This is a genomic window from Jeotgalibacillus marinus (assembly GCF_040801915.1).
GTDB classification, from domain to species: domain Bacteria; phylum Bacillota; class Bacilli; order Bacillales; family Jeotgalibacillaceae; genus Jeotgalibacillus; species Jeotgalibacillus marinus.
Genome location: NZ_JBFMIA010000014.1, coordinates 15357 through 41199, shown reverse-complemented (window position 1 = coordinate 41199; position 25843 = coordinate 15357). Strand labels below are relative to the sequence as shown.

At 42.1% G+C, this 25843-nt stretch carries 33 protein-coding genes and 1 other annotated feature; all 33 genes read right to left on the bottom strand.

The window, feature by feature from the left end:
- Positions 1-19 precede the first annotated feature (19 nt).
- The gene (gene rpsH, locus AB1471_RS13100) at positions 20-418 is read right to left on the bottom strand and encodes a 30S ribosomal protein S8 (protein ID WP_367780219.1); all 399 of its coding nucleotides are present in this window, start codon (positions 416-418) and stop codon (positions 20-22) included.
- A 30-nt stretch (positions 419-448) separates the two neighbouring features.
- The gene (gene rpsN / locus AB1471_RS13095; RefSeq protein ID WP_010285078.1) at positions 449-634 is read right to left on the bottom strand and encodes a 30S ribosomal protein S14; all 186 of its coding nucleotides are present in this window, start codon (positions 632-634) and stop codon (positions 449-451) included.
- 22 nt (positions 635-656) lie between these two features.
- Positions 657-1196: a 50S ribosomal protein L5 gene (rplE, locus tag AB1471_RS13090; protein ID WP_367780218.1), complete on the bottom strand. Its 540-nt coding sequence runs from the start codon at positions 1194-1196 to the stop codon at positions 657-659.
- A gap of 26 nt (positions 1197-1222) precedes the next feature.
- Entirely contained in the window at positions 1223-1534 is a 312-nt protein-coding gene (gene rplX, locus AB1471_RS13085) for a 50S ribosomal protein L24 (protein WP_367780217.1), read from the bottom strand.
- Positions 1535-1571: 37 nt separating this feature from the next.
- Positions 1572-1940, bottom strand: coding sequence for a 50S ribosomal protein L14 (gene rplN / locus AB1471_RS13080; RefSeq protein ID WP_041054699.1), 369 nt, complete (start codon positions 1938-1940; stop codon positions 1572-1574).
- A 42-nt stretch (positions 1941-1982) separates the two neighbouring features.
- Positions 1983-2246, bottom strand: coding sequence for a 30S ribosomal protein S17 (gene rpsQ / locus AB1471_RS13075; protein WP_041085447.1), 264 nt, complete (start codon positions 2244-2246; stop codon positions 1983-1985).
- 22 nt (positions 2247-2268) lie between these two features.
- On the bottom strand, positions 2269-2469 hold the full coding sequence (gene rpmC / locus AB1471_RS13070) for a 50S ribosomal protein L29 (RefSeq protein WP_367780216.1): 201 nt from the start codon (positions 2467-2469) through the stop codon (positions 2269-2271).
- Positions 2459-2893: a 50S ribosomal protein L16 gene (gene rplP, locus AB1471_RS13065; protein WP_367780215.1), complete on the bottom strand. Its 435-nt coding sequence runs from the start codon at positions 2891-2893 to the stop codon at positions 2459-2461. The genes rpmC and rplP overlap by 11 nt, the downstream gene beginning before the upstream one ends.
- A 2-nt stretch (positions 2894-2895) precedes the next feature.
- Positions 2896-3558 (bottom strand): 30S ribosomal protein S3, encoded by a 663-nt coding sequence (gene rpsC / locus AB1471_RS13060; protein WP_367780214.1) that lies wholly within the window; start codon positions 3556-3558, stop codon positions 2896-2898.
- A 3-nt stretch (positions 3559-3561) separates the two neighbouring features.
- Positions 3562-3903, bottom strand: a complete 342-nt coding sequence (gene rplV / locus AB1471_RS13055; RefSeq protein WP_367780213.1) for a 50S ribosomal protein L22 — start codon at positions 3901-3903, stop codon at positions 3562-3564.
- 19 nt (positions 3904-3922) lie between these two features.
- Entirely contained in the window at positions 3923-4201 is a 279-nt protein-coding gene (gene rpsS / locus AB1471_RS13050; protein ID WP_367780212.1) for a 30S ribosomal protein S19, read from the bottom strand.
- 60 nt (positions 4202-4261) lie between these two features.
- Positions 4262-5092 carry a 50S ribosomal protein L2 gene (gene rplB, locus AB1471_RS13045; RefSeq protein WP_367780211.1) on the bottom strand — a complete coding sequence of 277 codons (831 nt, stop codon included), beginning with the start codon at positions 5090-5092 and terminating at the stop codon, positions 4262-4264.
- A gap of 30 nt (positions 5093-5122) precedes the next feature.
- Positions 5123-5407, bottom strand: coding sequence for a 50S ribosomal protein L23 (gene rplW, locus AB1471_RS13040; protein ID WP_367780210.1), 285 nt, complete (start codon positions 5405-5407; stop codon positions 5123-5125).
- Positions 5407-6030, bottom strand: coding sequence for a 50S ribosomal protein L4 (gene rplD, locus AB1471_RS13035; RefSeq protein ID WP_367780209.1), 624 nt, complete (start codon positions 6028-6030; stop codon positions 5407-5409). The genes rplW and rplD overlap by 1 nt, the downstream gene beginning before the upstream one ends.
- A 29-nt stretch (positions 6031-6059) precedes the next feature.
- Complete coding sequence (rplC, locus tag AB1471_RS13030; protein ID WP_367780208.1) at positions 6060-6689, bottom strand: 50S ribosomal protein L3; 630 nt, start codon at positions 6687-6689, stop codon at positions 6060-6062.
- A 41-nt stretch (positions 6690-6730) separates the two neighbouring features.
- Entirely contained in the window at positions 6731-7039 is a 309-nt protein-coding gene (gene rpsJ / locus AB1471_RS13025) for a 30S ribosomal protein S10 (protein ID WP_039806276.1), read from the bottom strand.
- 511 nt (positions 7040-7550) lie between these two features.
- Positions 7551-8741, bottom strand: a complete 1191-nt coding sequence (tuf, locus tag AB1471_RS13020; RefSeq protein WP_367780207.1) for an elongation factor Tu — start codon at positions 8739-8741, stop codon at positions 7551-7553.
- A 129-nt stretch (positions 8742-8870) separates the two neighbouring features.
- Positions 8871-10949 (bottom strand): elongation factor G, encoded by a 2079-nt coding sequence (gene fusA / locus AB1471_RS13015; protein WP_367780206.1) that lies wholly within the window; start codon positions 10947-10949, stop codon positions 8871-8873.
- A gap of 50 nt (positions 10950-10999) precedes the next feature.
- The gene (rpsG, locus tag AB1471_RS13010) at positions 11000-11470 is read right to left on the bottom strand and encodes a 30S ribosomal protein S7 (RefSeq protein ID WP_367780205.1); all 471 of its coding nucleotides are present in this window, start codon (positions 11468-11470) and stop codon (positions 11000-11002) included.
- A gap of 43 nt (positions 11471-11513) precedes the next feature.
- A complete protein-coding gene (gene rpsL / locus AB1471_RS13005) occupies positions 11514-11933 on the bottom strand; it encodes a 30S ribosomal protein S12 (protein WP_367780204.1) in 420 nt (139 codons plus the stop codon).
- Positions 11934-12035: 102 nt separating this feature from the next.
- The gene (locus tag AB1471_RS13000; RefSeq protein ID WP_367780203.1) at positions 12036-12284 is read right to left on the bottom strand and encodes a 50S ribosomal protein L7ae-like protein; all 249 of its coding nucleotides are present in this window, start codon (positions 12282-12284) and stop codon (positions 12036-12038) included.
- Between the two features lie 187 nt (positions 12285-12471).
- Positions 12472-16071 (bottom strand): DNA-directed RNA polymerase subunit beta', encoded by a 3600-nt coding sequence (rpoC, locus tag AB1471_RS12995; protein WP_367780202.1) that lies wholly within the window; start codon positions 16069-16071, stop codon positions 12472-12474.
- A gap of 63 nt (positions 16072-16134) precedes the next feature.
- On the bottom strand, positions 16135-19695 hold the full coding sequence (rpoB, locus tag AB1471_RS12990; protein WP_367780201.1) for a DNA-directed RNA polymerase subunit beta: 3561 nt from the start codon (positions 19693-19695) through the stop codon (positions 16135-16137).
- A gap of 229 nt (positions 19696-19924) precedes the next feature.
- Positions 19925-20527: a class I SAM-dependent methyltransferase gene (locus AB1471_RS12985; RefSeq protein WP_367780200.1), complete on the bottom strand. Its 603-nt coding sequence runs from the start codon at positions 20525-20527 to the stop codon at positions 19925-19927.
- Between the two features lie 79 nt (positions 20528-20606).
- Positions 20607-20969: a 50S ribosomal protein L7/L12 gene (gene rplL, locus AB1471_RS12980; protein WP_367780199.1), complete on the bottom strand. Its 363-nt coding sequence runs from the start codon at positions 20967-20969 to the stop codon at positions 20607-20609.
- Between the two features lie 74 nt (positions 20970-21043).
- Positions 21044-21544, bottom strand: coding sequence for a 50S ribosomal protein L10 (gene rplJ, locus AB1471_RS12975; protein WP_367780198.1), 501 nt, complete (start codon positions 21542-21544; stop codon positions 21044-21046).
- A 45-nt stretch (positions 21545-21589) separates the two neighbouring features.
- Positions 21590-21736, bottom strand: a sequence feature (ribosomal protein L10 leader region).
- Between the two features lie 60 nt (positions 21737-21796).
- Positions 21797-22495 carry a 50S ribosomal protein L1 gene (gene rplA, locus AB1471_RS12970; protein ID WP_367780197.1) on the bottom strand — a complete coding sequence of 233 codons (699 nt, stop codon included), beginning with the start codon at positions 22493-22495 and terminating at the stop codon, positions 21797-21799.
- Positions 22496-22604: 109 nt separating this feature from the next.
- On the bottom strand, positions 22605-23030 hold the full coding sequence (gene rplK, locus AB1471_RS12965) for a 50S ribosomal protein L11 (RefSeq protein WP_367780196.1): 426 nt from the start codon (positions 23028-23030) through the stop codon (positions 22605-22607).
- Between the two features lie 166 nt (positions 23031-23196).
- Positions 23197-23730, bottom strand: coding sequence for a transcription termination/antitermination protein NusG (gene nusG / locus AB1471_RS12960; RefSeq protein ID WP_367780195.1), 534 nt, complete (start codon positions 23728-23730; stop codon positions 23197-23199).
- A gap of 301 nt (positions 23731-24031) precedes the next feature.
- Entirely contained in the window at positions 24032-24211 is a 180-nt protein-coding gene (gene secE, locus AB1471_RS12955) for a preprotein translocase subunit SecE (protein ID WP_367780194.1), read from the bottom strand.
- A 72-nt stretch (positions 24212-24283) separates the two neighbouring features.
- Positions 24284-24433, bottom strand: a complete 150-nt coding sequence (rpmG, locus tag AB1471_RS12950) for a 50S ribosomal protein L33 (RefSeq protein ID WP_367780193.1) — start codon at positions 24431-24433, stop codon at positions 24284-24286.
- Positions 24434-24596: 163 nt separating this feature from the next.
- Entirely contained in the window at positions 24597-25292 is a 696-nt protein-coding gene (gene sigH / locus AB1471_RS12945) for an RNA polymerase sporulation sigma factor SigH (RefSeq protein WP_367780192.1), read from the bottom strand.
- Positions 25293-25324: 32 nt separating this feature from the next.
- Positions 25325-25837 (bottom strand): NYN domain-containing protein, encoded by a 513-nt coding sequence (locus tag AB1471_RS12940; RefSeq protein WP_367780191.1) that lies wholly within the window; start codon positions 25835-25837, stop codon positions 25325-25327.
- Positions 25838-25843: the final 6 nt, after the last annotated feature.

Genomic DNA, 25843 nt, shown 5'->3' with positions numbered 1-25843 from the left:
CCATTCCTAATCAAAAATATTACCAAACGTATGCTAGAACTTCTCCGCCAATTTGCTTAGAGCGAGCTTCTTTGTCCGTAAACACACCGTTGGAAGTTGACACAAGTGCGATTCCTAAACCATTCAATACACGTGGAACTTCGTCCGCTTTCGCGTAAACACGAAGACCAGGCTTAGAGATACGCTTAAGGCCAGTAATAACACGTTCGTTGTTCGTACCATACTTTAAGAAGATACGAATAATCCCCTGCTTGCTGTCCTCGATATATTCTACGTCACGGATAAAACCTTCACGTTTAAGGATTTCTGCAATTTCCTTTTTAATATTGGAAGCAGGGACCTCTAGTTTTTCGTGACGAACTTGATTCGCATTACGAATGCGAGTCAACAAATCTGCGATTGGATCTGTCATTGTCATAATATTTTACCTCCTTCCCAAAATCGGGTATTACCAGCTGGCTTTTTTAACGCCAGGAATTTGACCCTTGTATGCAAGTTCACGGAAACAAATACGGCAAAGCTTAAACTTACGTAGTACTGAGTGTGGACGTCCGCAACGTTCGCAGCGAGTGTACTCTTGTACTTTAAATTTTTGTGTGCGTTTTTGTTTCGCAATCATTGATTTTTTAGCCACGTTTACGCCTCCCTTTTAGAGATTACTTTTGGAATGGCATTCCGAATTGTGTAAGCAACTCACGAGATTCTTCATCAGAATTCGCTGTTGTAACAATCACGATGTCCATGCCACGAACCTTGGATACTTTATCATAATCAATCTCCGGGAAGATAAGCTGCTCTTTAACACCAAGAGTATAGTTTCCACGACCATCAAATGACTTCTTAGAGATTCCACGGAAGTCACGTACACGTGGAAGTGATACAGAGATAAGCTTGTCTAGGAATTGGTACATGCGCTCGCCGCGAAGTGTTACTTTCGCTCCGATTGGCATACCTTCACGTAGACGGAAGCCCGCGATTGATTTCTTAGCTTTTGTCACAAGTGGCTTTTGGCCAGTGATTGTAGCTAGTTCTTCTACCGCTGTATCTAGAGATTTAGTGTTTTGAACTGCGTCACCAACACCCATATTGATTACGATTTTATCGATTTTTGGTACCTGCATCACTGACGTGTAGTTAAATTTGCTAACTAGTGCAGGTGTGATTTCGTTATTGAACTTTTCTTTTAGGCGGTTCATTCTTGAGTACCTCCCTTCTTCTTTGACTATTTATCTAAAGATTCACCTGATTTTTTTGCAATACGTACTTTTTTACCGTCCTCAACTTTGTAACCAACGCGTGTTGGCTCATTTGTCTTTGGATCGATTAGCATCACGTTTGATACGTGAACTGCTGCCTCCATGTTCATGATTCCACCTTGTGGATTCATTTGAGAAGGTTTAGAGTGCTTCTTGACGATGTTTACACCCTCAACAAGCACGCGATCTTTTTTAGGGAAAGAAGCAAGAATTGTACCTGTCTTGCCTTTATCTTTACCCGAAATAACCATTACTTTATCGCCTTTTTTTACGTGCATCCTGTCGCACCTCCTTGATACGGTGGTTATTGATCAATTACAGAACTTCTGGTGCAAGAGAAACGATCTTCATGAAGCTATTGTCACGAAGTTCACGAGCAACCGGTCCGAAGATACGGGTTCCACGAGGGCTCTTGTCGTCTTTGATGATAACACAAGCGTTTTCGTCGAATTTGATGTAAGTACCATCAACGCGGCGTACTCCACTCTTTGTACGAACAACTACTGCTCTTACAACTTCACCTTTTTTAACAACGCCACCTGGTGTTGCTTGTTTCACTGTGCAGACGATCACATCACCAATGTTAGCAGTTTTGCGGCCAGAGCCACCAAGTACTTTAATTGTTAATACTTCACGTGCGCCAGAATTGTCAGCTACTTTTAAACGGGATTCTTGTTGAATCATGTAGGTTACCTCCCCTCGGAATTAACATATCCGAACAATATATTAGATAATAACCGCTTTTTCTACGACTTCCACTAGACGGAAACGTTTAGTTGCTGAAAGCGGGCGAGTTTCCATTACACGAACGATGTCGCCAATTTTGGCTTCATTCTGTTCGTCGTGAGCTTTATACTTTTTAGAGTATTTTACTCGTTTGCCATAAAGTGAATGTTTCTTTTGCGTCTCAACCAACACAGTGATTGTTTTGTCCATTTTATCAGACACAACACGGCCAGTATAAACTTTACGCTGATTGCGTTCACTCATGCTGCAAACCTCCTCTCAGTTATCAGTTGTTTGCGCCAATTTCTCTTGCACGAATCACGGTTTTCATGCGAGCAATGGCTTTACGTACTTGACGAATACGAGCTGTGTTTTCCAATTGACCTGTTGCAAGTTGGAAACGAAGGTTGAAAAGCTCTTCTTTAAGTGATTTTACTTTTTGTTCAATTTCAGCAGTGGTTAGTTCACGAATTTCATTAGCTTTCATTTGATTCACCACCAATTTCTTCACGTTTTACAAACTTACATTTGATAGGAAGTTTGTGTGCTGCAAGGCGAAGAGCTTCGCGTGCTACCTCTTCAGAAACTCCAGCAATTTCAAACATAACCTTACCCGGTTTCACGACTGCAACCCATCCTTCAGGAGCACCTTTACCAGAACCCATTCGGACTTCAAGAGGTTTTTTCGTGAAAGGTTTGTGCGGGAAAATTTTAATCCATACTTTACCGCCACGTTTCATGTAACGAGTCATTGCAATACGAGCAGCTTCGATTTGACGGTTTGTGATCCAGCTAGCATCAACAGCTTGCAGGCCGTATTCACCGAAACTTACTTCAGTACCACCCTTCGCTTGACCGCGCATTTTCCCACGGTGTACACGACGATATTTAACGCGCTTAGGCAATAACATGATTAGTTTCCTCCTTCCTCGACATTCTTCTTGTTCTTAGTAGGAAGGACTTCTCCACGATAAATCCATACTTTAACTCCAAGCTTACCATACGTAGTATCCGCTTCAACATGAGCGTAATCGATGTCAGCACGAAGAGTATGAAGTGGAACAGTTCCTTCGCTGTAATGTTCAGCACGAGCGATGTCAGCTCCACCAAGACGACCAGAAACTTGTGTTTTGATCCCTTTAGCGCCAGCACGCATAGTACGTTGGATTGATTGTTTTTGTGCACGACGGAATGACACGCGGTTTTCCAATTGACGTGCAATGTTTTCACCTACTAGTTTCGCATCAAGATCAGCTCTCTTGATTTCAACAATGTTGATGTGAACACGCTTGTTAGTGATTTTGTTAAGGTCTTTACGAAGTGCTTCCACTTCAGTTCCACCTTTACCAATAACCATACCAGGCTTAGCAGTGTGAATTGTAATGTTAATGCGGTTAGCCGCACGTTCGATTTCAACCTTAGAAACAGAAGCTTCTTTCAGGCGTCCATCGATATAGTCACGAACTTTAAGGTCTTCATGAAGAAGATCTGCATAGTCTTTGCCCGCGAACCATTTTGAATCCCAGTCACGAATGATTCCTATACGTAATCCTATTGGATGTATTTTTTGACCCACGTATTATCCCTCCTTTTGTTCAGATACCACGATTGTAATGTGGCTAGTACGTTTGTTGATTGCACTTGCACGACCCATCGCACGTGGACGGAAACGTTTAAGTGTTGGACCTTCGTTTACGTAGGCCTCTGTAATCACTAGATTATTGATGTCCATATCGTAGTTATGCTCAGCGTTCGCTGCAGCAGATTTCAATACCTTTTCAACAACTGGTGAAGCAGAACGTGGAGTGTGGTTTAAAATAGCAACCGCTTCTCCGATCTGTTTACCTCGGATTAAATCTGCTACTAGGCGTACTTTACGAGGAGCAATACGAACTGTTCTTGCAACAGCTTTAGCTTGCATTAGGATAGCCTCCTCTCAATTAGCGTCTTGTTTTCTTGTCATCGTTGCCATGGCCTCTGTACGTACGGCTAGGTGCAAATTCACCAAGCTTGTGTCCTACCATGTCTTCTGTGACGTATACTGGAACATGTTTGCGTCCATCGTATACAGCGATTGTGTGACCGATGAATGCTGGGAAGATCGTTGAACGACGAGACCAAGTTTTAACAACTTGTTTCTTATCTGCTTCGTTAAGCTTCTCAACCTTTACCATCAAATGATCGTCCACAAAAGGTCCTTTTTTCAAGCTGCGACCCATATTGGAACCTCCCTTCGTGATTGTCCTACGGTTCGATTGTTGAACCGCAGCTCAATCCCGTTATTTTTTACGGCGACGTACGATAAATTTATCGGATTTATTCGTTTTCTTACGCGTTTTGTAACCAAGAGTTGGTTTACCCCATGGAGACATTGGTGATTTACGTCCGATTGGTGCTTTACCTTCACCACCACCGTGCGGGTGATCGTTCGGGTTCATTACAGATCCACGTACAGTTGGGCGTTTGCCTAACCAACGAGAACGACCTGCTTTACCAATGTTGATAAGTTCGTGTTGTTCGTTACCAACTTGACCTACTGTAGCGCGGCAAGTAGCAAGGATCATACGTGTTTCACCTGAGTTAAGACGTACAAGTACGTATTTACCCTCTTTACCAAGAACCTGTGCTGATGTACCAGCTGAACGTACTAGCTGACCACCTTTACCAGGTTTTAGCTCGATATTGTGGATTACTGTACCAACAGGAATGTTGATAAGTGGAAGTGTATTACCTGTTTTGATGTCCGCTTCTGGACCAGACATAACTTCCATGCCCACTACTAGTCCCTTAGGAGCTAGGATGTAACGTTTTTCACCATCAATGTAATTGATAAGTGCAATGTTTGCTGAACGGTTTGGATCATACTCGATTGTGGCAACGCGTCCTGGAATGCCATCTTTGTTACGCTTGAAATCGATGACACGGTATTGACGCTTGTGACCGCCACCTTGATGACGAACGGTTAACTTACCTTGGTTGTTACGACCACCTTTACGCTTTATAGGCGCAAGGAGTGATTTTTCTGGCGTGCTAGTTGTAATCTCAGCAAAATCAGAAGTTGTCATGCCGCGACGACCGTTAGAGGTAGGTTTGTACTTTTTAATCGCCATTCTGTTCCCTCCTCTTCTAAAAATTAGTTATTAAGCTTCGAAAAATTCGATTTCTTTGCTTTCTGTTGTTAGGGTTACAATCGCTTTGCGACGCTTGTTAGTATAACCAGCATAACGACCCATGCGCTTGTATTTACCTTTGTAGTTCATGATGTTTACTTTAGATACGTCTACACCAAAAACTTCTTCGATTGCGTGTTTAACTTGTGTTTTATTGGCACGAGTGTCAACTTCAAACGTATATTTCTTCTCACCCATAAGGTCTGAAGAACGTTCAGTAATTACGGGGCGCTTAATGATATCACGAGCTTCCATTATACAAGCACCTCCTCTACTTTTTGAACTGCTGATTTTGTCATAATTAACTTGTCGTGACCAAGCACGTCAAGAACGCTGACTCCGTTAGCAGAAACGATTGTTACACCTGGAATATTGCGACCAGCTAGTGCAACATTTTCATCAAGACCGTCAGTCACAACTAGGACTTTCTTGTCTACTGAAAGGTTTTTAAGCACTGATGCAAATTCCTTTGTTTTTGGCGTTTCGAATGAAAGCGCCTCTAGTACTACTAGTTTCTCTTCAACCACTTTGGAAGAAAGAGCTGATTTAATCGCTAGGCGACGTACTTTTTTAGGAAGCTTATAGCTGTAGCTACGTGGTGTTGGTCCGAAGACTACGCCACCGCCACGCCATTGTGGTGAGCGGATTGACCCTTGACGAGCACGACCTGTACCTTTTTGACGCCATGGCTTACGTCCACCGCCACGTACTTCAGAACGATTTTTTACTTTGTGTGATCCTTGGCGTAATGATGCGCGTTGCATTACTACTGCCTCAAACATCACTGCGTTGTTTGGCTCAATACCGAAGATCGTTTCGTTTAGCTGAAGTTCACCAGCTGTCGAACCGTCTTGTTTGTATAGAGATACTTTAGGCATTCTTGTTTCCTCCTTTCCGATAGTGTCTATTAGTTAGCTTTAACCGCACTATTTACTTGAATCATTGATTTGTTCGGGCCTGGGACATTTCCTTTAATGAGAAGAAGGTTACGATCAACATCAACTTTAACAATTGATAGGTTTTGAATCGTTTTTCTTTTCCCACCCATGCGTCCAGGTAATTTTTTACCTTTGAATACACGGTTCGGATCTACAGGACCCATTGAACCAGGACGACGGTGATAGCGAGAACCATGAGACATAGGTCCGCGGGATTGGTTGTGGCGCTTAATCGCACCTTGGAAACCTTTACCCTTCGAAGTACTTGTCACATCCACTACATCGCCTTCTGCGAAAATTTCTACCTTGACTTCTTGACCAACCTCATACTCTCCAAGTTCAACACCGCGGATTTCACGGACGAAGCGCTTAGGAGTAGTTCCTGCCTTAGTTGCATGGCCACCTTCTGGTTTGTTCGAAAGCTTTGCGCGCTTGTCTTCGAAACCAATTTGGATTGCCTCGTATCCGTCTGTATCAACTGCTTTCTTTTGAAGAACAACGTTTGGCGTTGCTTCGATTACAGTTACAGGGATCAAGTCACCATTTTCAGCAAAAACTTGAGTCATTCCAATCTTTCTACCTAAGATTCCTTTGGTCATTAGTCACACCTCCTAATTTGTTTTAGTTATTTATTTTTTGTTTAAAGTTTGATTTCGATGTCAACGCCAGACGGTAAGTCAAGACGCATAAGAGCATCTACCGTTTGTGGTGTTGGGTTCACAATATCAACTAGACGTTTGTGCGTGCGCATTTCGAACTGCTCACGAGCATCCTTGTATTTGTGTACCGCACGAAGAATCGTGTAAACTGACTTTTCAGTTGGAAGCGGGATTGGACCTGATACGCTTGCACCTGAACGTTTTGCAGTTTCAACAATTTTCTCTGCTGATTGATCAAGGATTCTGTGATCGTACGCTTTCAAACGGATACGAATTTTTTGTTTTGCCATTATTTTCCCTCCTTTTTCGCCTATTTAATAATAGACATTCTCCGCGGAAATTTCCCACACACTTGCCATGGCAAAGCGGCCTGGTGTGTCGGCAACCTCCCGCATCATCGCAGTCAAAGACCAACATTAGATATTATACAGAAAATAAATAAATTCCGCAAGTCTTTTTATGAAATTACCTTAATAACACACTTTCTTCATTATACGAGGGATGTTCCAATCTTTCAAGCGGTGCTGTAATAGGCAGAAAATTCATAGGTTATTCCCTCTTATGAGGATAACAGTTACTCGTAAACGGTTCTTCTAGTCAAAGTGTAATAACTTCAAAGTTACTAAATGATTTATTGTGTGTGTTCTTGGCTTTAACACGATCTCACCATACACCAAATCGTTTTTCTTCTATAGAAAAGCAAATTTCTTTTCCCTATTGTTTTCAGCAATTTTTGTTAACTATAAAATAAACCCCCCACACTCAAAATTGAGTGTGGGGGGTTAAAAGCATTAGCAATAATTACTTCTGGATAGTAGCAACTACGCCAGCGCCTACTGTACGTCCACCTTCACGAATAGAGAACTTAGTTCCTTCTTCGATCGCGATAGGAGAGATTAGCTCAACAGTCATTTCGATGTTGTCGCCAGGCATAACCATTTCTACTCCTTCAGGAAGGTTACAAACGCCAGTTACGTCAGTTGTACGGAAGTAGAACTGTGGGCGGTAGTTAGTGAAGAATGGAGTGTGACGTCCACCCTCTTCTTTTGAAAGAACATAAACTTCAGCTTTGAAGTTAGTGTGCGGAGTGATTGTTCCTGGCTTAGCAAGAACTTGTCCACGGTTGATGTCTTCACGTGATACCCCACGAAGAAGTGCACCAATGTTGTCACCAGCTTCAGCATAGTCAAGAAGCTTACGGAACATTTCAACACCTGTTACAGTTGTTGATTTTGGCTCTTCAGTTAAACCGATGATGTCAACTACGTCACCAACTTTAACTTGTCCACGCTCAACACGTCCTGTAGCAACTGTTCCACGTCCAGTGATTGAGAATACATCCTCAATTGGCATCATGAAAGGTTTTTCAGTGTCACGCTCTGGAGTTGGGATATAGCTATCTACAGCTTCCATAAGCTCATAGATTTTTTCTTCCCACTCAGCTTCTCCTTCAAGAGCTTTAAGAGCAGAACCTTTGATTACTGGAATATCGTCGCCAGGGAAGTCGTAGTCTGAAAGAAGATCACGGATTTCCATTTCAACTAATTCAAGAAGCTCTTCGTCGTCTACCATGTCACATTTGTTCATGAATACAACAAGGTAAGGTACACCTACTTGACGAGAAAGAAGGATGTGCTCACGAGTTTGTGGCATTGGACCATCAGCAGCAGATACTACTAGGATTCCTCCGTCCATTTGTGCAGCACCCGTGATCATGTTTTTAACATAGTCAGCGTGTCCTGGGCAATCAACGTGTGCATAGTGACGAGTCTCAGTTTCGTACTCAACGTGTGCTGTTGAGATTGTGATTCCGCGCTCGCGCTCTTCTGGAGCACCATCAATTTGATCATATGCCATTGCTTCTCCACGACCATATTTCTTATGAAGTACAGTTGTGATTGCAGCAGTTAGAGTTGTTTTACCATGGTCAACGTGTCCGATTGTACCAATATTAGCATGGGTTTTCGAACGGTCAAATTTTTCCTTAGCCATTTGAGAATTCCTCCTTTAGATAGTAAATATTCAAATTTTATTTTGATATGGTGTTGAGGAGTGCAAGACACTCCTCAGCACCATGACTTACATAAATGTAGTTATACTTGATAGCAATTGCTAAATCAATTATTCCCCTTTGTTTTTCTTAATGATTTCTTCGGAGATTGATTTAGGTACTTCTTCATAGTGATCGAAGAACATTGAGAATGTTCCACGTCCTTGTGTATTCGAGCGAAGTGACGTTGCATAGCCAAACATTTCAGCTAGTGGAACGAATGATTTAACGACCTGTGCGTTACCGCGAGATGTCATACCTTCAACTCGACCACGGCGTGACGTAATGTCACCCATGATATCACCCATGTACTCTTCAGGAATTGTTACTTCCACACGCATAAGCGGCTCAAGAAGTACTGGATTACACTTAGATACAGCATTTTTCAGTGCCATTGATGCAGCGATCTTAAACGCCATTTCAGAAGAGTCAACATCATGGTAAGAACCATCATATAGACGAGCTTTAATATCGATAAGTGGGTAACCAGCAAGTACACCGTTATCTAGTGAATCTTCAAGACCTGCTTGAACAGCAGGGATGTATTCACGAGGAACAGTACCACCTACGATACCATTTTCGAATTCAAAGCCTTTTCCTTCTTCATTTGGAGCGAATTCGATTTTAACGTGTCCAAATTGTCCACGTCCACCAGATTGGCGTACGAATTTCCCTTCCACTTGTGCAGAGCCACGGAATGTCTCACGGTAAGAGACCTGAGGAGCACCCACGTTTGCTTCTACTTTAAATTCACGACGCATACGGTCAACAAGGATATCAAGGTGTAGTTCACCCATACCTGCGATGATCGTTTGACCAGTTTCTTGGTCAGTGTGCGCGTGGAATGTTGGATCTTCTTCCTGAAGTTTTTGAAGAGCTTGACCCATTTTATCTTGGTCAGCTTTCGACTTAGGTTCGATCGCAACAGAGATAACTGGCTCTGGGAATTCCATAGACTCAAGAATTACAAGACTCTTTTCTTCACATAGAGTGTCCCCTGTTGTTGTATCTTTAAGACCAACAGCAGCCGCGATATCACCAGCATATACTTCAGGAATCTCTTCACGAGAGTTTGCGTGCATTTGTAGGATACGTCCTACGCGCTCACGCTTACCTTTAGAAGAGTTCTGAACGTATGAACCGGATTTAAGTACACCTGAGTATACACGGAAGAACGTTAGTTTACCAACATACGGATCTGTCATTACTTTGAATGCTAGAGCAGCAAATGGTTCGTCGTCGCTTGGTGGGCGAGACACTTCTTCGTCAGAATCTGGAACGATCCCTTTGATAGACTCTACATCTAATGGCGATGGCAGGTAGTCGATAACAGCATCCAACAAAAGTTGAACACCTTTGTTTTTGAAAGCAGAACCACAGATTACTGGGTAGAACTCAACGTTTACAGTTCCTTTACGGATTGCAGCCTTAAGTTCTTCAGTAGTGAATTCTTCACCTTCAAGATATTTCATCATAAGATCTTCGTCTAGGTCCGCTACCGCTTCAATAAGTTTTCCACGGTATTCGTCAGCTAGTTCTCTATAATCTTCTGGAATTTCGCGTTGTTCAATGCTAGTTCCAAGATCATCTGCATAGAAATGTGCAACCATTTCAACAAGATCAATGATACCTTCGAAGTCATCTTCAGCACCAATTGGAAGTTGAATTGGGTGTGCATTAGCTTGTAGACGATCATGAATTGTACCAACTGAGTACAAGAAATCCGCACCAATTTTGTCCATTTTATTAACGAACACAATACGAGGTACACCATATGTCGTCGCTTGACGCCATACAGTTTCAGTTTGTGGCTCAACACCCGATTGGGCATCAAGTACACCTACTGCACCATCAAGTACACGAAGTGAACGTTCAACTTCAACAGTGAAGTCTACGTGTCCTGGTGTATCAATGATGTTAACGCGGTGGTTATTCCATGAAGCTGTTGTTGCAGCAGAAGTAATCGTGATTCCACGCTCTTGCTCCTGCTCCATCCAGTCCATTTGTGAAGCACCTTCATGCGTTTCGCCGATCTTATGAATACGACCTGTATAGTACAGGATACGCTCCGTAGCAGTCGTTTTACCAGCATCGATGTGAGCCATGATACCGATATTACGAGTGTCTTTTAAGGAGAACTCTCTAGGCATGGGTCTTTCTCCTTCCTAAGATAGTAATATGGTAGAACTTTATTTCAATCTTACCAGCGGTAGTGAGCAAATGCTTTATTTGCTTCTGCCATTTTGTGTGTATCTTCGCGTTTCTTCACTGCAGCTCCAGTGTTGTTTGCTGCATCAAGAATTTCGTTAGCAAGACGTTCTTGCATTGTCTTTTCTCCACGCTTACGAGCGTTATCAACTAACCAACGAAGACCTAGAGTTGTACGACGTTCAGGGCGAACCTCAACTGGTACTTGATAGTTTGCTCCACCTACACGGCGTGCGCGAACTTCAAGAACTGGCATGATGTTTTTAAGGCCTTGATCGAATACTTCAAGAGCATCCTTACCGCTGCGTTCTTGAATCACATCAAACGCTGAATAAAGAATTTTTTGAGCTGTACCTCTCTTACCGTCAATCATAATTTTGTTAATTAAACGAGTAACCAATTTCGAATTATAAATCGGATCTGGTAACACGTCACGTTTTGCTACTGCACCTTTACGAGGCATGTATGTTCCTCCTTTCATGAGAAAATCAATTTATATAGCTATATTATTTTTTAACTTTCGGTCTCTTAGTACCGTATTTAGAACGACCTTGACGGCGTCCATCAACTCCAGCAGTATCAAGCGCACCACGAACGATGTGGTAACGTACCCCTGGTAAATCCTTCACACGTCCTCCGCGAAGTAAAACAACACTGTGTTCTTGCAGGTTGTGTCCTACGCCAGGAATGTAAGCATTAACCTCGATTTGGTTTGTTAAACGAACACGTGCATATTTACGAAGAGCCGAGTTTGGTTTCTTCGGTGTCATTGTTCCAACACGAGTACAAACACCGCGTTTTTGAGGTGAGGTTGCATTAGTAGCTTTTTTCTTGAAGCTATTGTAACCTTTGTTCAATGCAGGTGCTGTAGATTTCGTACCTTTTGATTTGCGTGGTTTACGCACTAATTGGTTAATAGTTGGCATGAGTTTTTTCCTCCTTTCAAAATTGTTGTAAGCCCACACATCCAGGTGGTTCATTTTTAGGTAAAAACAAAGCTTTTGTAGTGTATTACTACAAAAACACGTTTAAACAGTAATGGCTACCGCAACGGCACCGACTTCGATTCCGCATGCTTTCCCAAGCTTCTTCATTGATTCAACATGGGAAATAGACACGTTCATATCTTTAGCGGTGTGTATAATCTTAGCGATTAAATGGACATCCGCATCATCAGCTACGATCACCTCTAGGATTGATCCTGCCTTGAGGGCCTTTACGACTTGCTTAGATCCTACAATGATGTGTTTAGCCTGTGATACTTTTTCATAAGACATCTTCATATCCTCCAAAGTAACAGGTTACAGATAGGAGCAACCTTGATTATATTATCATCTCACCTATGTGATGTCAACAAACGTTTAAAAAGAAATTGAAAATGCGATGCCATTGTTCGGCATCGCATTTTCACTCTTTTTAAAGAGCTACCATTTGCCGTTCAAAAATTGAAACGATAGAACTGAATTAGTCTACCGATACTGGTTCTTCAACAGTAGTATCTTCGGATTCGATTTCAGCTTGGCGATAACGCTGCATACCCGTTCCAGCTGGAACAAGCTTACCGATGATAACATTCTCTTTAAGACCTAGAAGTTCATCACGTTTACCTTTAATAGCTGCATCTGTAAGGACACGAGTTGTCTCCTGGAAAGATGCCGCTGATAAGAAGGATTCTGTTTCAAGAGACGCTTTTGTGATTCCGAGAATCAACGGGCGACCAGTTGCAGGTTGTTTACCTTCTAGCAATATGTTGTTATTTGCTTCCAAGAATTGATGGATATCAAGTAACGAGCCAGGAAGCAGTTCTGTCTCACCAGCTTCAATCACGCGTACTTTTCGAAGCATCTGACGAACCATTACTTCAACGTGCTTGTCACCGATCTCAACACCCTGCATGCGGTAAACTTTTTGCACTTCCTGCAACAAGTACTCTTGAACTGCAGCTACATCACGGATCTTAATCAGTTCTTTCGGATCGATCGAACCCTCTGTAAGTGCCTGACCACGAGCGATAGCATCATCAATATCCACTTTTAGACGTGCTGTATAAGGAGCTAAATAGCTTCTTGTTTCTATCTCGCCTTTAACAGTGATTTCTTGCTGACGATCTTTCCCTTCGCTAATAGCGGTTACCACACCAGCAATCTCAGAAATAACCGCTTGTCCTTTTGGATTACGGGCTTCAAAGATTTCTTGGATACGAGGAAGACCTTGTGTAATATCACTACCTGCTACCCCACCTGTATGGAACGTACGCATGGTTAACTGTGTACCAGGCTCTCCGATTGATTGAGCAGCGATAATTCCAACCGCTTCTCCTACTTCAACCTTTTCACCTGTTGCAAGGTTCTTACCATAACATTTCTCACATACACCATGGCGCGTGTTACAAGTGAACGCCGAGCGAATTGACACTTCTTCGATACTAGCTTCGATAATTTGACGCGCTATATCTTCTGTAATCAATTGATTTTTCTTAACAAATACTTCACCTGTTTCAGGATGTTTAATAGTTTGATTTGAATAACGTCCTTCTAGACGTTCTTCAAGTGGTTCGATGGTTTCAGTTCCATCTTTTAATGAACGAACACGAAGTCCACGGTCAGTGCCGCAATCTTCTTCACGAACGATTACATCTTGTGCCACATCGACAAGACGACGAGTTAGGTAACCTGAATCAGCCGTTTTCAGTGCTGTATCAGCAAGACCTTTACGCGCACCGTGTGTAGAGATAAAGTACTCAAGTACTGTTAGTCCCTCACGGAAACTTGATTTGATTGGTAGTTCGATGATACGTCCAGCTGGGTTGGCCATTAGACCACGCATACCAGCTAGTTGCGTAAAGTTAGATGCGTTACCACGGGCACCTGAATCACTCATCATGTAGATTGGATTTAGGTGATCAAGCGTGAGCATTAGTTTATCTTGAATCACATCTTTCGCGGAACTCCAGATTGAGATGACACGATCGTAGCGTTCTTCTTCGGTAATAAGACCGCGTCGGAACTGCTTTGTCACTTTGTCTACTTTATCTTGAGCTTCAATTAAAATGCCTTGCTTCTCTGGTAATGCAACGATGTCCGCGATACCGATTGTAATACCTGCACGTGTAGAATGCTTAAAGCCTAGGTTTTTCATGCTATCAAGCATACTCGATGTTTCCGTAATATGGAATCTCTTAAACACTTCAGCGATAACATTTCCTAGATATTTTTTGTTAAATGGTGAGACTATCTCACTTGATTTGATATATTCTTTAACATCTGTCGTTGGATCAACGAAGAACTTATCCGGTGTTGCCACTTCTAAGTTTTCCATTGTCGGCTCATTGATGTATGGGAATGATTTCGGAAGAATTTCGTTAAAGATGATCTTCCCTGGTGTAGTTAAAAGAAGCTTCTTAAGCTGCTCTTCTGTAAAATTATCTTTTTTCACTGAGCTTGCATGAATCGCAATACGACTGTGAAGGTGTACATATCCATTTTGATAAGCAAGAAGTACTTCATCCGCATCACGGAAAATATGTCCTTCACCTACTGCGTCTTTGCGCTCGAGTGTCACGTAGTAGTTACCCAAGACCATATCCTGAGATGGGGTAACTACTGGCTTTCCGTCCTTCGGATTCAAGATGTTTTGCGCTGCTAACATAAGTAGACGCGCTTCAGCTTGTGCTTCAGAAGAAAGTGGAACGTGAACCGCCATTTGGTCACCATCAAAATCGGCGTTGTATGCAGTACATACAAGTGGATGCAGACGGATCGCACGACCTTCTACAAGAGTAGGTTCGAATGCTTGAATTCCAAGACGGTGAAGCGTTGGTGCTCGGTTAAGCAACACGGGGTGTTCCTTAATTACCTCTTCAAGAACATCCCATACCTCATTGTGACCGCGTTCGATCTTACGTTTTGCACTTTTAATGTTGTGTGCTAGTCCACGTCCAACAAGTTCTTTCATAACGAATGGTTTAAACAGCTCAAGTGCCATTTCCTTAGGAAGACCACACTGATACATCTTCAGATTAGGCCCAACTACGATAACAGAACGACCTGAGTAGTCAACACGCTTACCGAGAAGATTTTGACGGAAACGTCCTTGCTTCCCTTTAAGCATATGAGAAAGTGATTTCAACGGACGGTTACCTGGTCCTGTTACCGGACGGCCACGACGACCATTATCAATCAATGCATCAACCGCTTCTTGCAACATACGCTTTTCATTCTGAACGATGATGCTAGGAGCACCAAGATCCAATAGTCGCTTAAGGCGGTTGTTACGGTTAATTACACGACGGTACAAGTCATTTAAATCAGATGTAGCAAAACGGCCACCATCCAACTGAACCATCGGGCGAAGCTCCGGTGGGATGACAGGAAGTACGTCAAGAATCATCCAATCAGGATAGTTGCCTGAGTTACGGAAAGATTCGACTACTTCAAGGCGTTTGATCGCACGAGTACGACGTTGACCTTGAGCGGTTTTAAGTTCTTCTTTTAGCATTTCTGCTTCTTTGTCCAAGTCTAGGTCTTGAAGAAGTTTTTTGATTGCTTCTGCTCCCATAGCTGCTTGGAATTTATTGCGGTATTTATCGCGATATGCACGATATTCTTTCTCTGAAAGCAATTGTTTTTTCTCAAGTGCTGTATCACCAGCTTCAGTTACAACATAAGAAGCGAAGTAAATAACTTCTTCCAATGCACGAGGAGACATGTCAAGAACAAGTCCCATACGGCTTGGAATTCCTTTGAAGTACCAAATATGAGAAACAGGTGCTGCTAATTCGATATGGCCCATGCGTTCACGACGTACTTTCGCACGTGTAACTTCTACTCCACAGCGGTCACAAACAACGCCTTTATAACGGACACGTTTGTATTTACCACAGTGACATTCCCAGTCCTTTTGTGGACCGAAAATACGCTCGCAGAAAAGACCATCCTTTTCAGGCTTTAATGTACGATAGTTAATAGTTTCTGGCTTTTTGACTTCACCGAAAGACCATGAACGGATCTTATCAGGAGCCGCCAAACCAATTTTCATGTACTCAAAATTGTTAACATCTATCAAGGAGCCTACCTCCCTTTTCGTTTACAGGATTTGCCCTTTTGTCGGTTATCTGCACAATAGTGTTCATTCTTTTGTTGCAACGGTTTCTGATGACGCTACACCGGCTTCCGGAGCAATGTTCAATGCATCCGCTTGATGAACTTCTTCTTCTTCATCAAGGTCACGCATTTCAATTTCTTCATCGTTACTTGATAGCATCTTAACGTCCATACCTAAGCTTTGAAGCTCTTTGATCAATACTTTGAATGATTCAGGTACGCCCGGTTCAGGTACGCTATCCCCTTTGACAATGGCTTCGTATGTTTTCACACGACCAACAACATCATCTGACTTAACTGTAAGAATCTCTTGTAGTGTATAAGCAGCACCATATGCTTCAAGTGCCCAAACTTCCATCTCACCAAAACGTTGTCCACCAAACTGAGCTTTACCACCTAGTGGCTGCTGAGTAACAAGTGAGTAAGGTCCAGTTGAACGAGCGTGAAGCTTATCATCAACCATGTGAGCCAGTTTAATCATATACATAATCCCAACGGATACACGATTGTCGAACGGGTCACCGGATCTTCCATCATAAAGTACCGTTTTACCGTCACGTGACATACCTGCTTCTTCGATCGTTGCCCAAACATCTTCCTCGTTCGCTCCATCGAATACTGGCGTTGCAATATGGATTCCCATTGCGCGAGCAGCCATTCCTATGTGCATTTCAAGAACTTGTCCGATGTTCATACGTGATGGTACACCAAGTGGGTTTAACATGATGTCAATCGGGGTGCCATCTGGCATATAAGGCATATCTTCTTCTGGAAGAATACGCGAAATAACACCTTTGTTTCCGTGACGCCCCGCCATTTTATCCCCAACAGAGATTTTTCTCTTTTGGACGATATACGCACGGACAAGTTGATTCACTCCAGGTGGAAGTTCATCGCCGTCTTCACGGTTAAAGATCTTCACATCAAGGATAATTCCACCGGCACCGTGAGGCACTTTTAAGGAAGTATCACGAACTTCACGTGCTTTTTCACCAAAAATAGCGTGTAGAAGACGTTCTTCCGCTGTTAATTCTGTAACCCCTTTAGGCGTTACTTTACCAACAAGGATGTCACCGTCTTTTACTTCTGCACCAACACGAATGATTCCACGCTCATCAAGATTGCGCAATGCATCTTCCCCAACGTTTGGAATATCACGTGTGATTTCTTCTGGTCCAAGCTTTGTATCACGTGACTCTGACTCATATTCTTCAATATGAATCGACGTGTATACGTCGTCTTTTACCAGACGCTCACTCATAATGACAGCATCCTCATAGTTGTATCCATCCCATGTCATGAAACCAACGAGCACGTTTCTTCCTAGTGCAAGCTCGCCTTTTTCCATCGATGGACCATCTGCAAGAATTTCTCCTTTTACAACACGGTCGCCAACTGCCACGATTGGGCGTTGGTTATAACATGTTCCTTGGTTTGAACGAATGAATTTTTGCATTTTGTATTTATCAAGATCGCCTTCTGTTTCCTTGCCGTCAATGTCGACAAGACGTCGAACCCAAATTTGGCTTGCTTGAACGCGTTCAACAATACCTTCATGTTTGTTAATAACAGCAGCACCTGAATCCCTCGCAGAAACGTGTTCCATACCTGTACCTACAAATGGAGCTTCTGGATTCATCAATGGAACTGCTTGACGCTGCATGTTCGCTCCCATTAGAGCGCGGTTGGAGTCATCGTTTTCTAAGAAAGGAATGCATGCTGTCGCTGCAGAAACTACCTGCTTCGGAGAAACGTCCATGTAGTCGAGACGATCACGCCTGATTACAGTGTTTTCACCGCGGAAACGGGAAACTACTTCTTCATCAAGGAATGAGCCATCTTCACCAAGACGAGCGTTTGCTTGTGCAACTACGTAATTATCTTCTACGTCAGCCGTTAGGTAATCGATACGATCCGTTACTTTTCCCGTCTCAGGGTCAATGCGGCGGTAAGGTGTTTCGATAAAACCAAAACGATTTACTTTTGCGAAACTAGATAGGGAGTTGATCAGACCGATATTTGGTCCCTCAGGCGTTTCAATTGGGCACATACGACCGTAGTGAGAGTAGTGAACGTCACGCACTTCAAAGCCTGCGCGTTCTCGTGTCAAACCACCGGGTCCAAGTGCTGATAGACGACGTTTATGCGTCAACTCAGCAAGCGGATTTGTTTGGTCCATAAACTGCGATAATTGAGAGCTACCAAAGAACTCTTTAATTGATGCAATAACCGGACGAATATTGATGAGTTGCTGAGGTGTGATCGTATTAGTGTCTTGGATCGACATTCTTTCACGAACAACACGTTCCATACGGGATAACCCGATGCGGAATTGATTTTGAAGGAGTTCACCTACAGAACGCAGACGACGATTTCCAAGGTGGTCGATATCATCTGTAAGACCGACACCGTGTAAAAGGTTAAAGAAATAACTAATTGACGAAATGATATCCTCAACCGTAATGTTCTTAACACTATCATCTACATACGCGTTTCCAATTAAGGTGATTTCTTTGTCACTATCTGCATTTGGAACTTGGATGCGAATTGATTGAATTGTTAAATCTCCCTCAACTACACTTCCAGCTGGATTGACCTTCTTGAAGCCTACTCCCATTTCAAGATACGGGATTAACTTATCTAAATTACGACGATCAAGCGTTGTTCCTTTTTCTGCTAAGATTTCACCTGTTTCAGGATCCGCTAGCGTTTCCGCTAGAACTTGACCGAAAAGACGATTCTTAATATCAAGCTTTTTATTCATTTTATAGCGACCTACATTTGCTAGGTCATAACGCTTTGGATCAAAGAATCGCGACTCTAGAAGGCTCTTTGCATTCTCTACTGTTGGTGGTTCACCAGGACGTAGACGTTCATAGATTTCTAAAAGTGCTTTTTCAACACTTTCCGTATTATCTTTCTCAAGCGTATTACGAAGATATTCATTGTCTCCGAGCAAATCAATCATTTCTTGATCTGTGCCGAACCCTAATGCACGTAATAAAACAGTTACTGGCAACTTACGTGTGCGATCAATTCGAACGTGCACGACGTCTTTTGCATCCGTTTCATACTCTAGCCACGCACCACGGTTAGGAATCACCGTCGCTCCGAAGCCCTTCTTACCGTTTTTGTCTAATTTACCATGGAAATAAACACTTGGTGAACGAACAAGCTGAGATACGATTACACGTTCAGCACCGTTGATGATAAACGTACCCGTTTCAGTCATGACAGGGAAATCTCCCATAAATACATCTTGATCTTTTACTTCACCTGTTTCTTTATTCAACAACCGAACCTTAACTCGGAGCGGAGCAGAATATGTTACATCACGCTCCTTGGATTCATCTACTGAATACTTTGGTTCTCCAAGGCTATAATCGATAAACTCTAGCAAAAGATTTCCAGTGAAGTCTTCGATTGGGGAAATATCGCGAAACATTTCTCTCAATCCTTCTTCTAAAAACCATTCATATGAAGCCGTCTGGATCTCAATCAGATTTGGAAGTTCCAATACCTCATTGATGCGCGCAAAACTTCTGCGCTGGCGGTGTCGTCCATACTGAACAAGTTGACCTGTCAACTGATTCACCCCTCAAATCAAGCGTTTTGATTGTGCCCAATGTGCTCAATGTCATCACACAATGGACATAAGACAAATAGAAAACGAGGTTATAATAACCACATTTTCCATTTTACGTACAATTATTTAAACCATTATTTCCATTAACTTATCCTTTTATACAAAAGGACATACTTAGTGACGATAATAATTTTGCATCCTACAATACTAGCACACGTAAAAAAGGTGGTCAAACCCTTTTTGCTTTTAGAATAAAGTAGCCTTTGTTTTTATCCACTACTTTTACGTCTTGAACAAGTTCTTCTAACTTCGCTTTAGCAGAGGGTGCACCTTGTTTTTTCTGAATGACCACCCACAACTCTCCGCCTGGAGCTAGTCGATCGACACTCTGTTCTAAAATTCGATGAACAACCCTTTTGCCAGCTCGGATTGGAGGATTTGTTAAAATTGCCGCGAAATTCGTCGGTGTTACTTGGTCAAGGCAATCACTCTCGTATACCTTTACAGAAGAAACGTCATTCTGTAAGGCATTTTCTCGCGCTAGGTCTAGCGCACGATTGTTGACATCTACAAGATGCACCTGGCGATTCGCAAAGCTTTTTGCTAAAGAAAGTCCGATTGGCCCATAGCCACATCCGACGTCTAATAACGGTCCTTCGATTTCCGGTTCAGTGAACGCTTCAATTAATATCCTGGAGCCAAAGTCTACTTCTCGTTTCGAAAAGACACCATGGTCTGTTTTAAATCGCATTTCATATCCGCGCAAAAGGAAATTCCACCATTGCGGATTGCTATTTGCTCCAGGGGTTTTGGAATAATAATGATCTGACATGCCAGATCACCCTCCTACAATAATTTCTTCGTTAAAAAAAGCTCGCCTATTCAAGCGAGCTTTTTTCTACACCAAGTTATTACTTAACTTCTACGCCAGCTCCAACTTCTTCAAGCTTAGCTTTAAATTCTTCAGCTTCTTCTTTAGCAATGCCTTCTTTAAGTGCTTTAGGAGCGTTATCTACTATTTCTTTAGCTTCTTTCAAGCCAAGACCAGTGATTTCACGAACCGCTTTGATAACTTTGATTTTTTGAGATCCAGCTTGTGTAAGGATCAGGTCAAATTCAGTTTGCTCTGCAGCAGCTTCGCCACCTGCAGCACCAGCAGCAGCTACAGGAGCAGCAGCAGATACGCCAAATTCTTCTTCAATTGCTTTAACAAGATCGTTTAGTTCAAGAACTGTCATTTCTTTGATAGCCTCGATCATTTGTTCTTTAGTCATGATATAGTTCCTCCTTAGTGGATGTTTTAATTTTTTTAGATGATTTTCATCATCCGGTTAATAATGGCTTAAAATTAAGCGCCTTGTTCTTCTTTTTGATCTGCAACTGCTTTAGTAGCAACCGCAAGACCACGAATTGGTGCTTGAAGTACGCTAAGAAGCATAGAAAGAAGACCTTCTCGTGATGGAAGTTCAGCAAGAGCTTTAACTTCTTCAACGGAGATAATATTACCTTCCATGACACCAGCTTTAATTTCAAGTGCCTCATGTTTTTTAGCGAAGTTGTTGATGATCTTCGCTGGCGAAACTGCGTCCTCTGTAGAGAATGCAATTGCGTTTGGTCCTGTTAGGTTTTCGTTCAAACCTCCAAGACCAGCCCCTTCTGCTGCACGGCGAGTCATAGAGTTTTTATAAACTTTGAACTCAACACCCGCTTCACGAAGTTCCTTACGTAGCTCAGTTACTTCCGCAACAGATAGTCCACGATAGTCAACAACAATTGTTGACACACTTCCTTGAAGCTTCTCTTGGATTTCTGTTACAAGTTGTTTCTTTTGCTCGATAATGCTGCTCATCTTAACACCTCCTGTAGATTTATCTGGAGCGTCATTTATACCGGTCGATCAATCAAAAAGCCTCTATGTCTTTTGTAGACATAGAGGCGTATCATTTCAATAAAAAGATTTCATCTTTAAATCGCAATGACCTCGGCAGGAAATTAAGTCCAAGCGGACACCTACTGTCTACGGTACAAATGGTTATATACTTACACAACATATTAAATACTAGCAGAAACCAAACGCTCTGTCAATATTATTTTTTGTTTATTACTTTGTTACAACTGAAGATGGGTCAACCTTAATTCCAGGACCCATTGTTGTTGATACAGCCACAGACTTCATGTAAGTTCCCTTAGATGAAGCAGGTTTTGCTTTTTGAACTGTGTCAAAAATCGCATTGAAGTTCTCAACAAGCTTAGCAGAGTCAAAAGAAACTTTTCCGATTGGCACGTGGATGATACCTGCTTTTTCAGCACGGTATTCAACTTTACCAGCCTTGATTTCTTTAACAGCTTTCTCAACATCGAATGTCACAGTGCCAGTTTTCGGGTTCGGCATTAAGCCTTTTGGTCCAAGGACACGCCCAAGTTTACCAACTTCACCCATCATATCTGGTGTAGCAACGATTACGTCAAAGTCGAACCAACCACCTTGGATTTTTTGAACTAGATCACCTTCGCCAACAAAGTCAGCTCCAGCCGCTTCAGCTTCTTTCGCTTTTTCGCCTTTAGCGAAAACAAGAACACTTTGCGTTTTACCAGTTCCGTTTGGAAGTACAACTGCTCCACGGATTTGTTGATCATTTTTACGTGTATCGATTCCTAGACGGAACGCCACTTCTACTGTTGCATCGAATTTCACTGAACTTGTTTTCTTCGCAAGATCAATCGCTTCGTTGATTTCATAAGCTGTAGTGCGGTCTACAAGTTTCGCTGCTTCAACGTACTTTTTACCTTTTTTAGCCATTTCTTTATTTCCTCCTCGATTGTGGTTTTAGCGGAATAACCTCCCACGTATAAAGGTTGCGAGTGAAAAAACTTTTCAACTTCGCAACCTCGTCCAAGCCATGCATCAATTAGTCTTCAATCGTAATACCCATGCTACGAGCCGTACCTTCAACCATACGCATAGCTGCTTCAACGTCAGCTGCGTTAAGATCTGGCATTTTTGTTTCTGCGATTTCACGTACCTTGTCACGCTTAACAGTCGCTACTTTATTGCGGTTAGGTTCACCTGAACCTGACTCGATACCAGCTGCTTTCTTAAGAAGAACTGCAGCAGGGGGAGTTTTCGTAATGAATGTAAATGAACGGTCCTCAAAAACCGTAATTTCAACAGGGATAATAAGACCAGCTTGATCAGCTGTACGAGCATTGAACTCTTTACAGAATCCCATGATGTTGACACCAGCTTGACCCAATGCAGGACCTACCGGCGGAGCTGGATTAGCTTTCCCGGCTGGGATTTGAAGCTTTACCAATTTAATAACTTTTTTAGCCACGAGACACACCTCCTTAAGTCCGTGATGTGGTAATAGGGTTATACCCTCCCACTCAAAATCGATTCTTTTATATTAAGAATGTAAGTGATAGTTCAGTCTCTCTATTGAGACATACTGACTTTAAAGATATTACCATCTTTCAAATTAAAATTCAACATGTTTCTAATTATATTTTGTTAACTTGTGTAAATTCAAGCTCCACTGGTGTTTCACGGCCAAACATATTTACAAGAACTTTCACTTTTCCTTTTGCTGTGTCAATCTCCTCAATTACACCAGCAAAGTTAGCGAATGGTCCTTCATTAACCGTTATGCTTTCGCCAACTTCAAAGTCGACCTCAATGGTCTTTTCTTGCATTCCCATTTGTTTCAATAGCTGTGTTACTTCTTCAGGAAGCAATGGCGTTGGCTTCGATCCGCCACCAGATGAACCAACGAAACCTGTTACACCAGGTGTATTTCGAACGACATACCAAGAGTCATCGGTCATCACGATTTCAACAAGAACGTAACCAGGGAATGTTTTACGTTTCACTGTTTTTGCTTTACCATCTTTAATCTCGGTTTCTTCTTCTTCAGGAATGACTACGCGGAAGATTTTATCCGACATTCCCATGGTTTCAACGCGTTTTTCTAAATTCATTTTAACTTTATTTTCATAACCAGAATACGTATGAACTACATACCAATTTTTCTCCACGTTGGCACCCCTTTCTAAATTTTAAATTACAAAGCGCCCCTTTAGCTACAATAAGCATAAGATGGACGGGAAGGTTGACGCCCGCCCTTTGTCAACAAACCCATGAACTTACCGCTAGGAACTAGATACGACTTAAATGTGTAAGTGGCTTGATCAGTCTACCCTATACGTACAATCAAATATGATCGTTTTTTTCAAACTTATTTTCTCCAATGAAAAAACCCGCTAAACGGGCTTTTTTATTTCTCTCCCTATTGTACACGAAAATTTTCGCATACGCGAAGAGAATCTCCATCATCCATTACAAGATCCAGTCAATAACGGCAGAAATACCTAGATCAACAATTGCAAAAAACACAGCTACAAATATGACTGTACTAAGCACCGTAATCGTATAGCGAGTAAGCTCCTTACGCTTTGGCCAGCTGACCTTACGCATTTCAGAAGCAACGTTGCGGAAGAATTTACTGATTTTACCCATGCTGATGTACCCTCCAACCAATGTTATTTCGGTTGTCCGTCTGCCTTGGACAGGGAACGAACGAGCCCAACTTCAAATCGTCTCTTTGTGTGATGTATGGGCGTTGCAAAAACGACAAAACTTTTTTATTTCTAATCTATAGGACTGCTTGTCTTTTCCTTGAGGAACAAAATAATTCCGTGCACCGCAAGTTGAACAAGCTAGAATTAACTTTTTACTCATGATTGTCATTCCTTTAAAGTGAAATAGACCCACGAGTAGCTTACAGCATGGAGCTCGATGACAAAAGACAAAAGTCTATTTACCCATATTTATTTCAAAAATATAGTTTCTTAATACATAAAAAAATAACATCTTGTCACTAGACTGTCAATAAGCGACAGGGTCAAAGTGTCAGCTCTCGCGCTTGTAAATAGCGCTCTAGCTTGCGTTTTACACGTTGTAGTGCATTATCAATCGATTTGACATGACGGCCTAATTCCTCCGATATCTCTTGGTAGGATTGACCATCGAGGTAAAGCGACAGCACCTGCCGTTCAAGATCGCTTAACACCTCTGCCACCTTGCCTTCTATTTTACTGAATTCTTCTCGGTGGATGATGAGTGCTTCTGGATCTGTTGACTTTGCTCCCGAAACCACATCCATTAGTGTTCGGTCAGATTCTTCATCATAAATTGGCTTATCAAGCGATACATACGAGTTTAGCGGAATGTGTTTTTGTCGTGTAGCCGTTTTAATGGCTGTGATGATTTGGCGAGTAATACAAAGCTCAGCAAAAGCTTTGAACGATGTCAACTTCTCTTCTTTATAGTCTCGAATCGCTTTATACAGTCCAATCATGCCTTCTTGAATAATGTCCTCTTTATCCGCACCGATCAAAAAATAAGATCGAGCTTTTGCTCTGACAAAGTTACGATACTTGTTAATCAAAAAATCAAGCGCTTCACTATTTCCGTTGTGTACTAGTTCAATAATCGAATCATCTTCCATCAGCTGAAATATTTCCCGATCATTTGATACCCGTTTGTATTCGTTCAACTGGATCCCCCCGACCGCACAGAAACAAATAGATAAAATCATTATACGGCACACGAATTTCGAGCGTCAACTACTCATTTATTTCCTCGTCGCCATTTTTCGAATGTTTCGGCTATTTCATCCGTCAAAGGAATTTTTGAAATAGGGCGCTCCCCTTGAATTCGTTGGACTCTTTTCGCTATTTTTTTCTCGATCTGTTTCATTTCGATTAAAAATTCACGGGCTGACTTTCGTAACGCCCCTTGACCAAAAATCACCCATTGTTCTGTAAAATCACTTGTTGCAACGATGACTTGTGTTTTAATGTCATTTAGTTCAATCGCCAGTTTTTCAATCCGTTCATCTGCCGTTTCACTTTCACGTGTAAACACAATTTCGATTCGGTAATTTTTGTGTTTTTTCGCGATGCCTTGAACAAACTGCGCATCAAACACAACAATAACACGATACCCGGTGTAGCCTTGATACTCAGCCATCAGTTCAATTAAGCGGTCACGGGCTGCAGCTAAATTATGTTGTTTAAGTTCGGTTAATTCCGGCCAAGCTCCAATGATGTTATATCCATCAACAAGAAGGATATTGTTCATTGAACA

Coding starts and splice junctions, on each gene's coding strand:
- rplL (WP_367780199.1), bottom strand. CDS start 20,969: ATGACTAAAGAACAAATGATCGAGGCTATCAAAGAAATGACAGTTCTT.
- rpsL (WP_367780204.1), bottom strand. CDS start 11,933: ATGCCAACTATTAACCAATTAGTGCGTAAACCACGCAAATCAAAAGGT.
- rpsG (WP_367780205.1), bottom strand. CDS start 11,470: ATGCCTCGTAAAGGTGCAGTAGCAAAACGTGACGTGTTACCAGATCCG.
- sigH (WP_367780192.1), bottom strand. CDS start 25,292: ATGATTTTATCTATTTGTTTCTGTGCGGTCGGGGGGATCCAGTTGAAC.
- rplV (WP_367780213.1), bottom strand. CDS start 3,903: ATGCAAGCTAAAGCTGTTGCAAGAACAGTTCGTATTGCTCCTCGTAAA.
- rpsJ (WP_039806276.1), bottom strand. CDS start 7,039: ATGGCAAAACAAAAAATTCGTATCCGTTTGAAAGCGTACGATCACAGA.
- rplD (WP_367780209.1), bottom strand. CDS start 6,030: ATGCCTAAAGTATCTCTATACAAACAAGACGGTTCGACAGCTGGTGAA.
- rplC (WP_367780208.1), bottom strand. CDS start 6,689: ATGACCAAAGGAATCTTAGGTAGAAAGATTGGAATGACTCAAGTTTTT.
- rplN (WP_041054699.1), bottom strand. CDS start 1,940: ATGATTCAACAAGAATCCCGTTTAAAAGTAGCTGACAATTCTGGCGCA.
- rplW (WP_367780210.1), bottom strand. CDS start 5,407: ATGGAAGCTCGTGATATCATTAAGCGCCCCGTAATTACTGAACGTTCT.
- fusA (WP_367780206.1), bottom strand. CDS start 10,949: ATGCCTAGAGAGTTCTCCTTAAAAGACACTCGTAATATCGGTATCATG.
- rpsQ (WP_041085447.1), bottom strand. CDS start 2,246: ATGAGTGAACGCAATCAGCGTAAAGTTTATACTGGCCGTGTTGTGTCT.
- rplE (WP_367780218.1), bottom strand. CDS start 1,196: ATGAACCGCCTAAAAGAAAAGTTCAATAACGAAATCACACCTGCACTA.
- rpsS (WP_367780212.1), bottom strand. CDS start 4,201: ATGGGTCGCAGCTTGAAAAAAGGACCTTTTGTGGACGATCATTTGATG.
- secE (WP_367780194.1), bottom strand. CDS start 24,211: ATGGGTAAAATCAGTAAATTCTTCCGCAACGTTGCTTCTGAAATGCGT.
- rplJ (WP_367780198.1), bottom strand. CDS start 21,544: ATGAGCAGCATTATCGAGCAAAAGAAACAACTTGTAACAGAAATCCAA.
- AB1471_RS12940 (WP_367780191.1), bottom strand. CDS start 25,837: ATGAACAATATCCTTCTTGTTGATGGATATAACATCATTGGAGCTTGG.
- AB1471_RS13000 (WP_367780203.1), bottom strand. CDS start 12,284: ATGTCTTATGAAAAAGTATCACAGGCTAAACACATCATTGTAGGATCT.
- rpmC (WP_367780216.1), bottom strand. CDS start 2,469: ATGAAAGCTAATGAAATTCGTGAACTAACCACTGCTGAAATTGAACAA.
- rplA (WP_367780197.1), bottom strand. CDS start 22,495: ATGGCTAAAAAAGGTAAAAAGTACGTTGAAGCAGCGAAACTTGTAGAC.
- rplX (WP_367780217.1), bottom strand. CDS start 1,534: ATGCACGTAAAAAAAGGCGATAAAGTAATGGTTATTTCGGGTAAAGAT.
- rplB (WP_367780211.1), bottom strand. CDS start 5,092: ATGGCGATTAAAAAGTACAAACCTACCTCTAACGGTCGTCGCGGCATG.
- tuf (WP_367780207.1), bottom strand. CDS start 8,741: ATGGCTAAGGAAAAATTTGACCGTTCGAAAACCCATGCTAATATTGGT.
- rpmG (WP_367780193.1), bottom strand. CDS start 24,433: ATGAGTAAAAAGTTAATTCTAGCTTGTTCAACTTGCGGTGCACGGAAT.
- AB1471_RS12985 (WP_367780200.1), bottom strand. CDS start 20,527: ATGTCAGATCATTATTATTCCAAAACCCCTGGAGCAAATAGCAATCCG.
- rplP (WP_367780215.1), bottom strand. CDS start 2,893: ATGTTATTGCCTAAGCGCGTTAAATATCGTCGTGTACACCGTGGGAAA.
- rpsH (WP_367780219.1), bottom strand. CDS start 418: ATGACAATGACAGATCCAATCGCAGATTTGTTGACTCGCATTCGTAAT.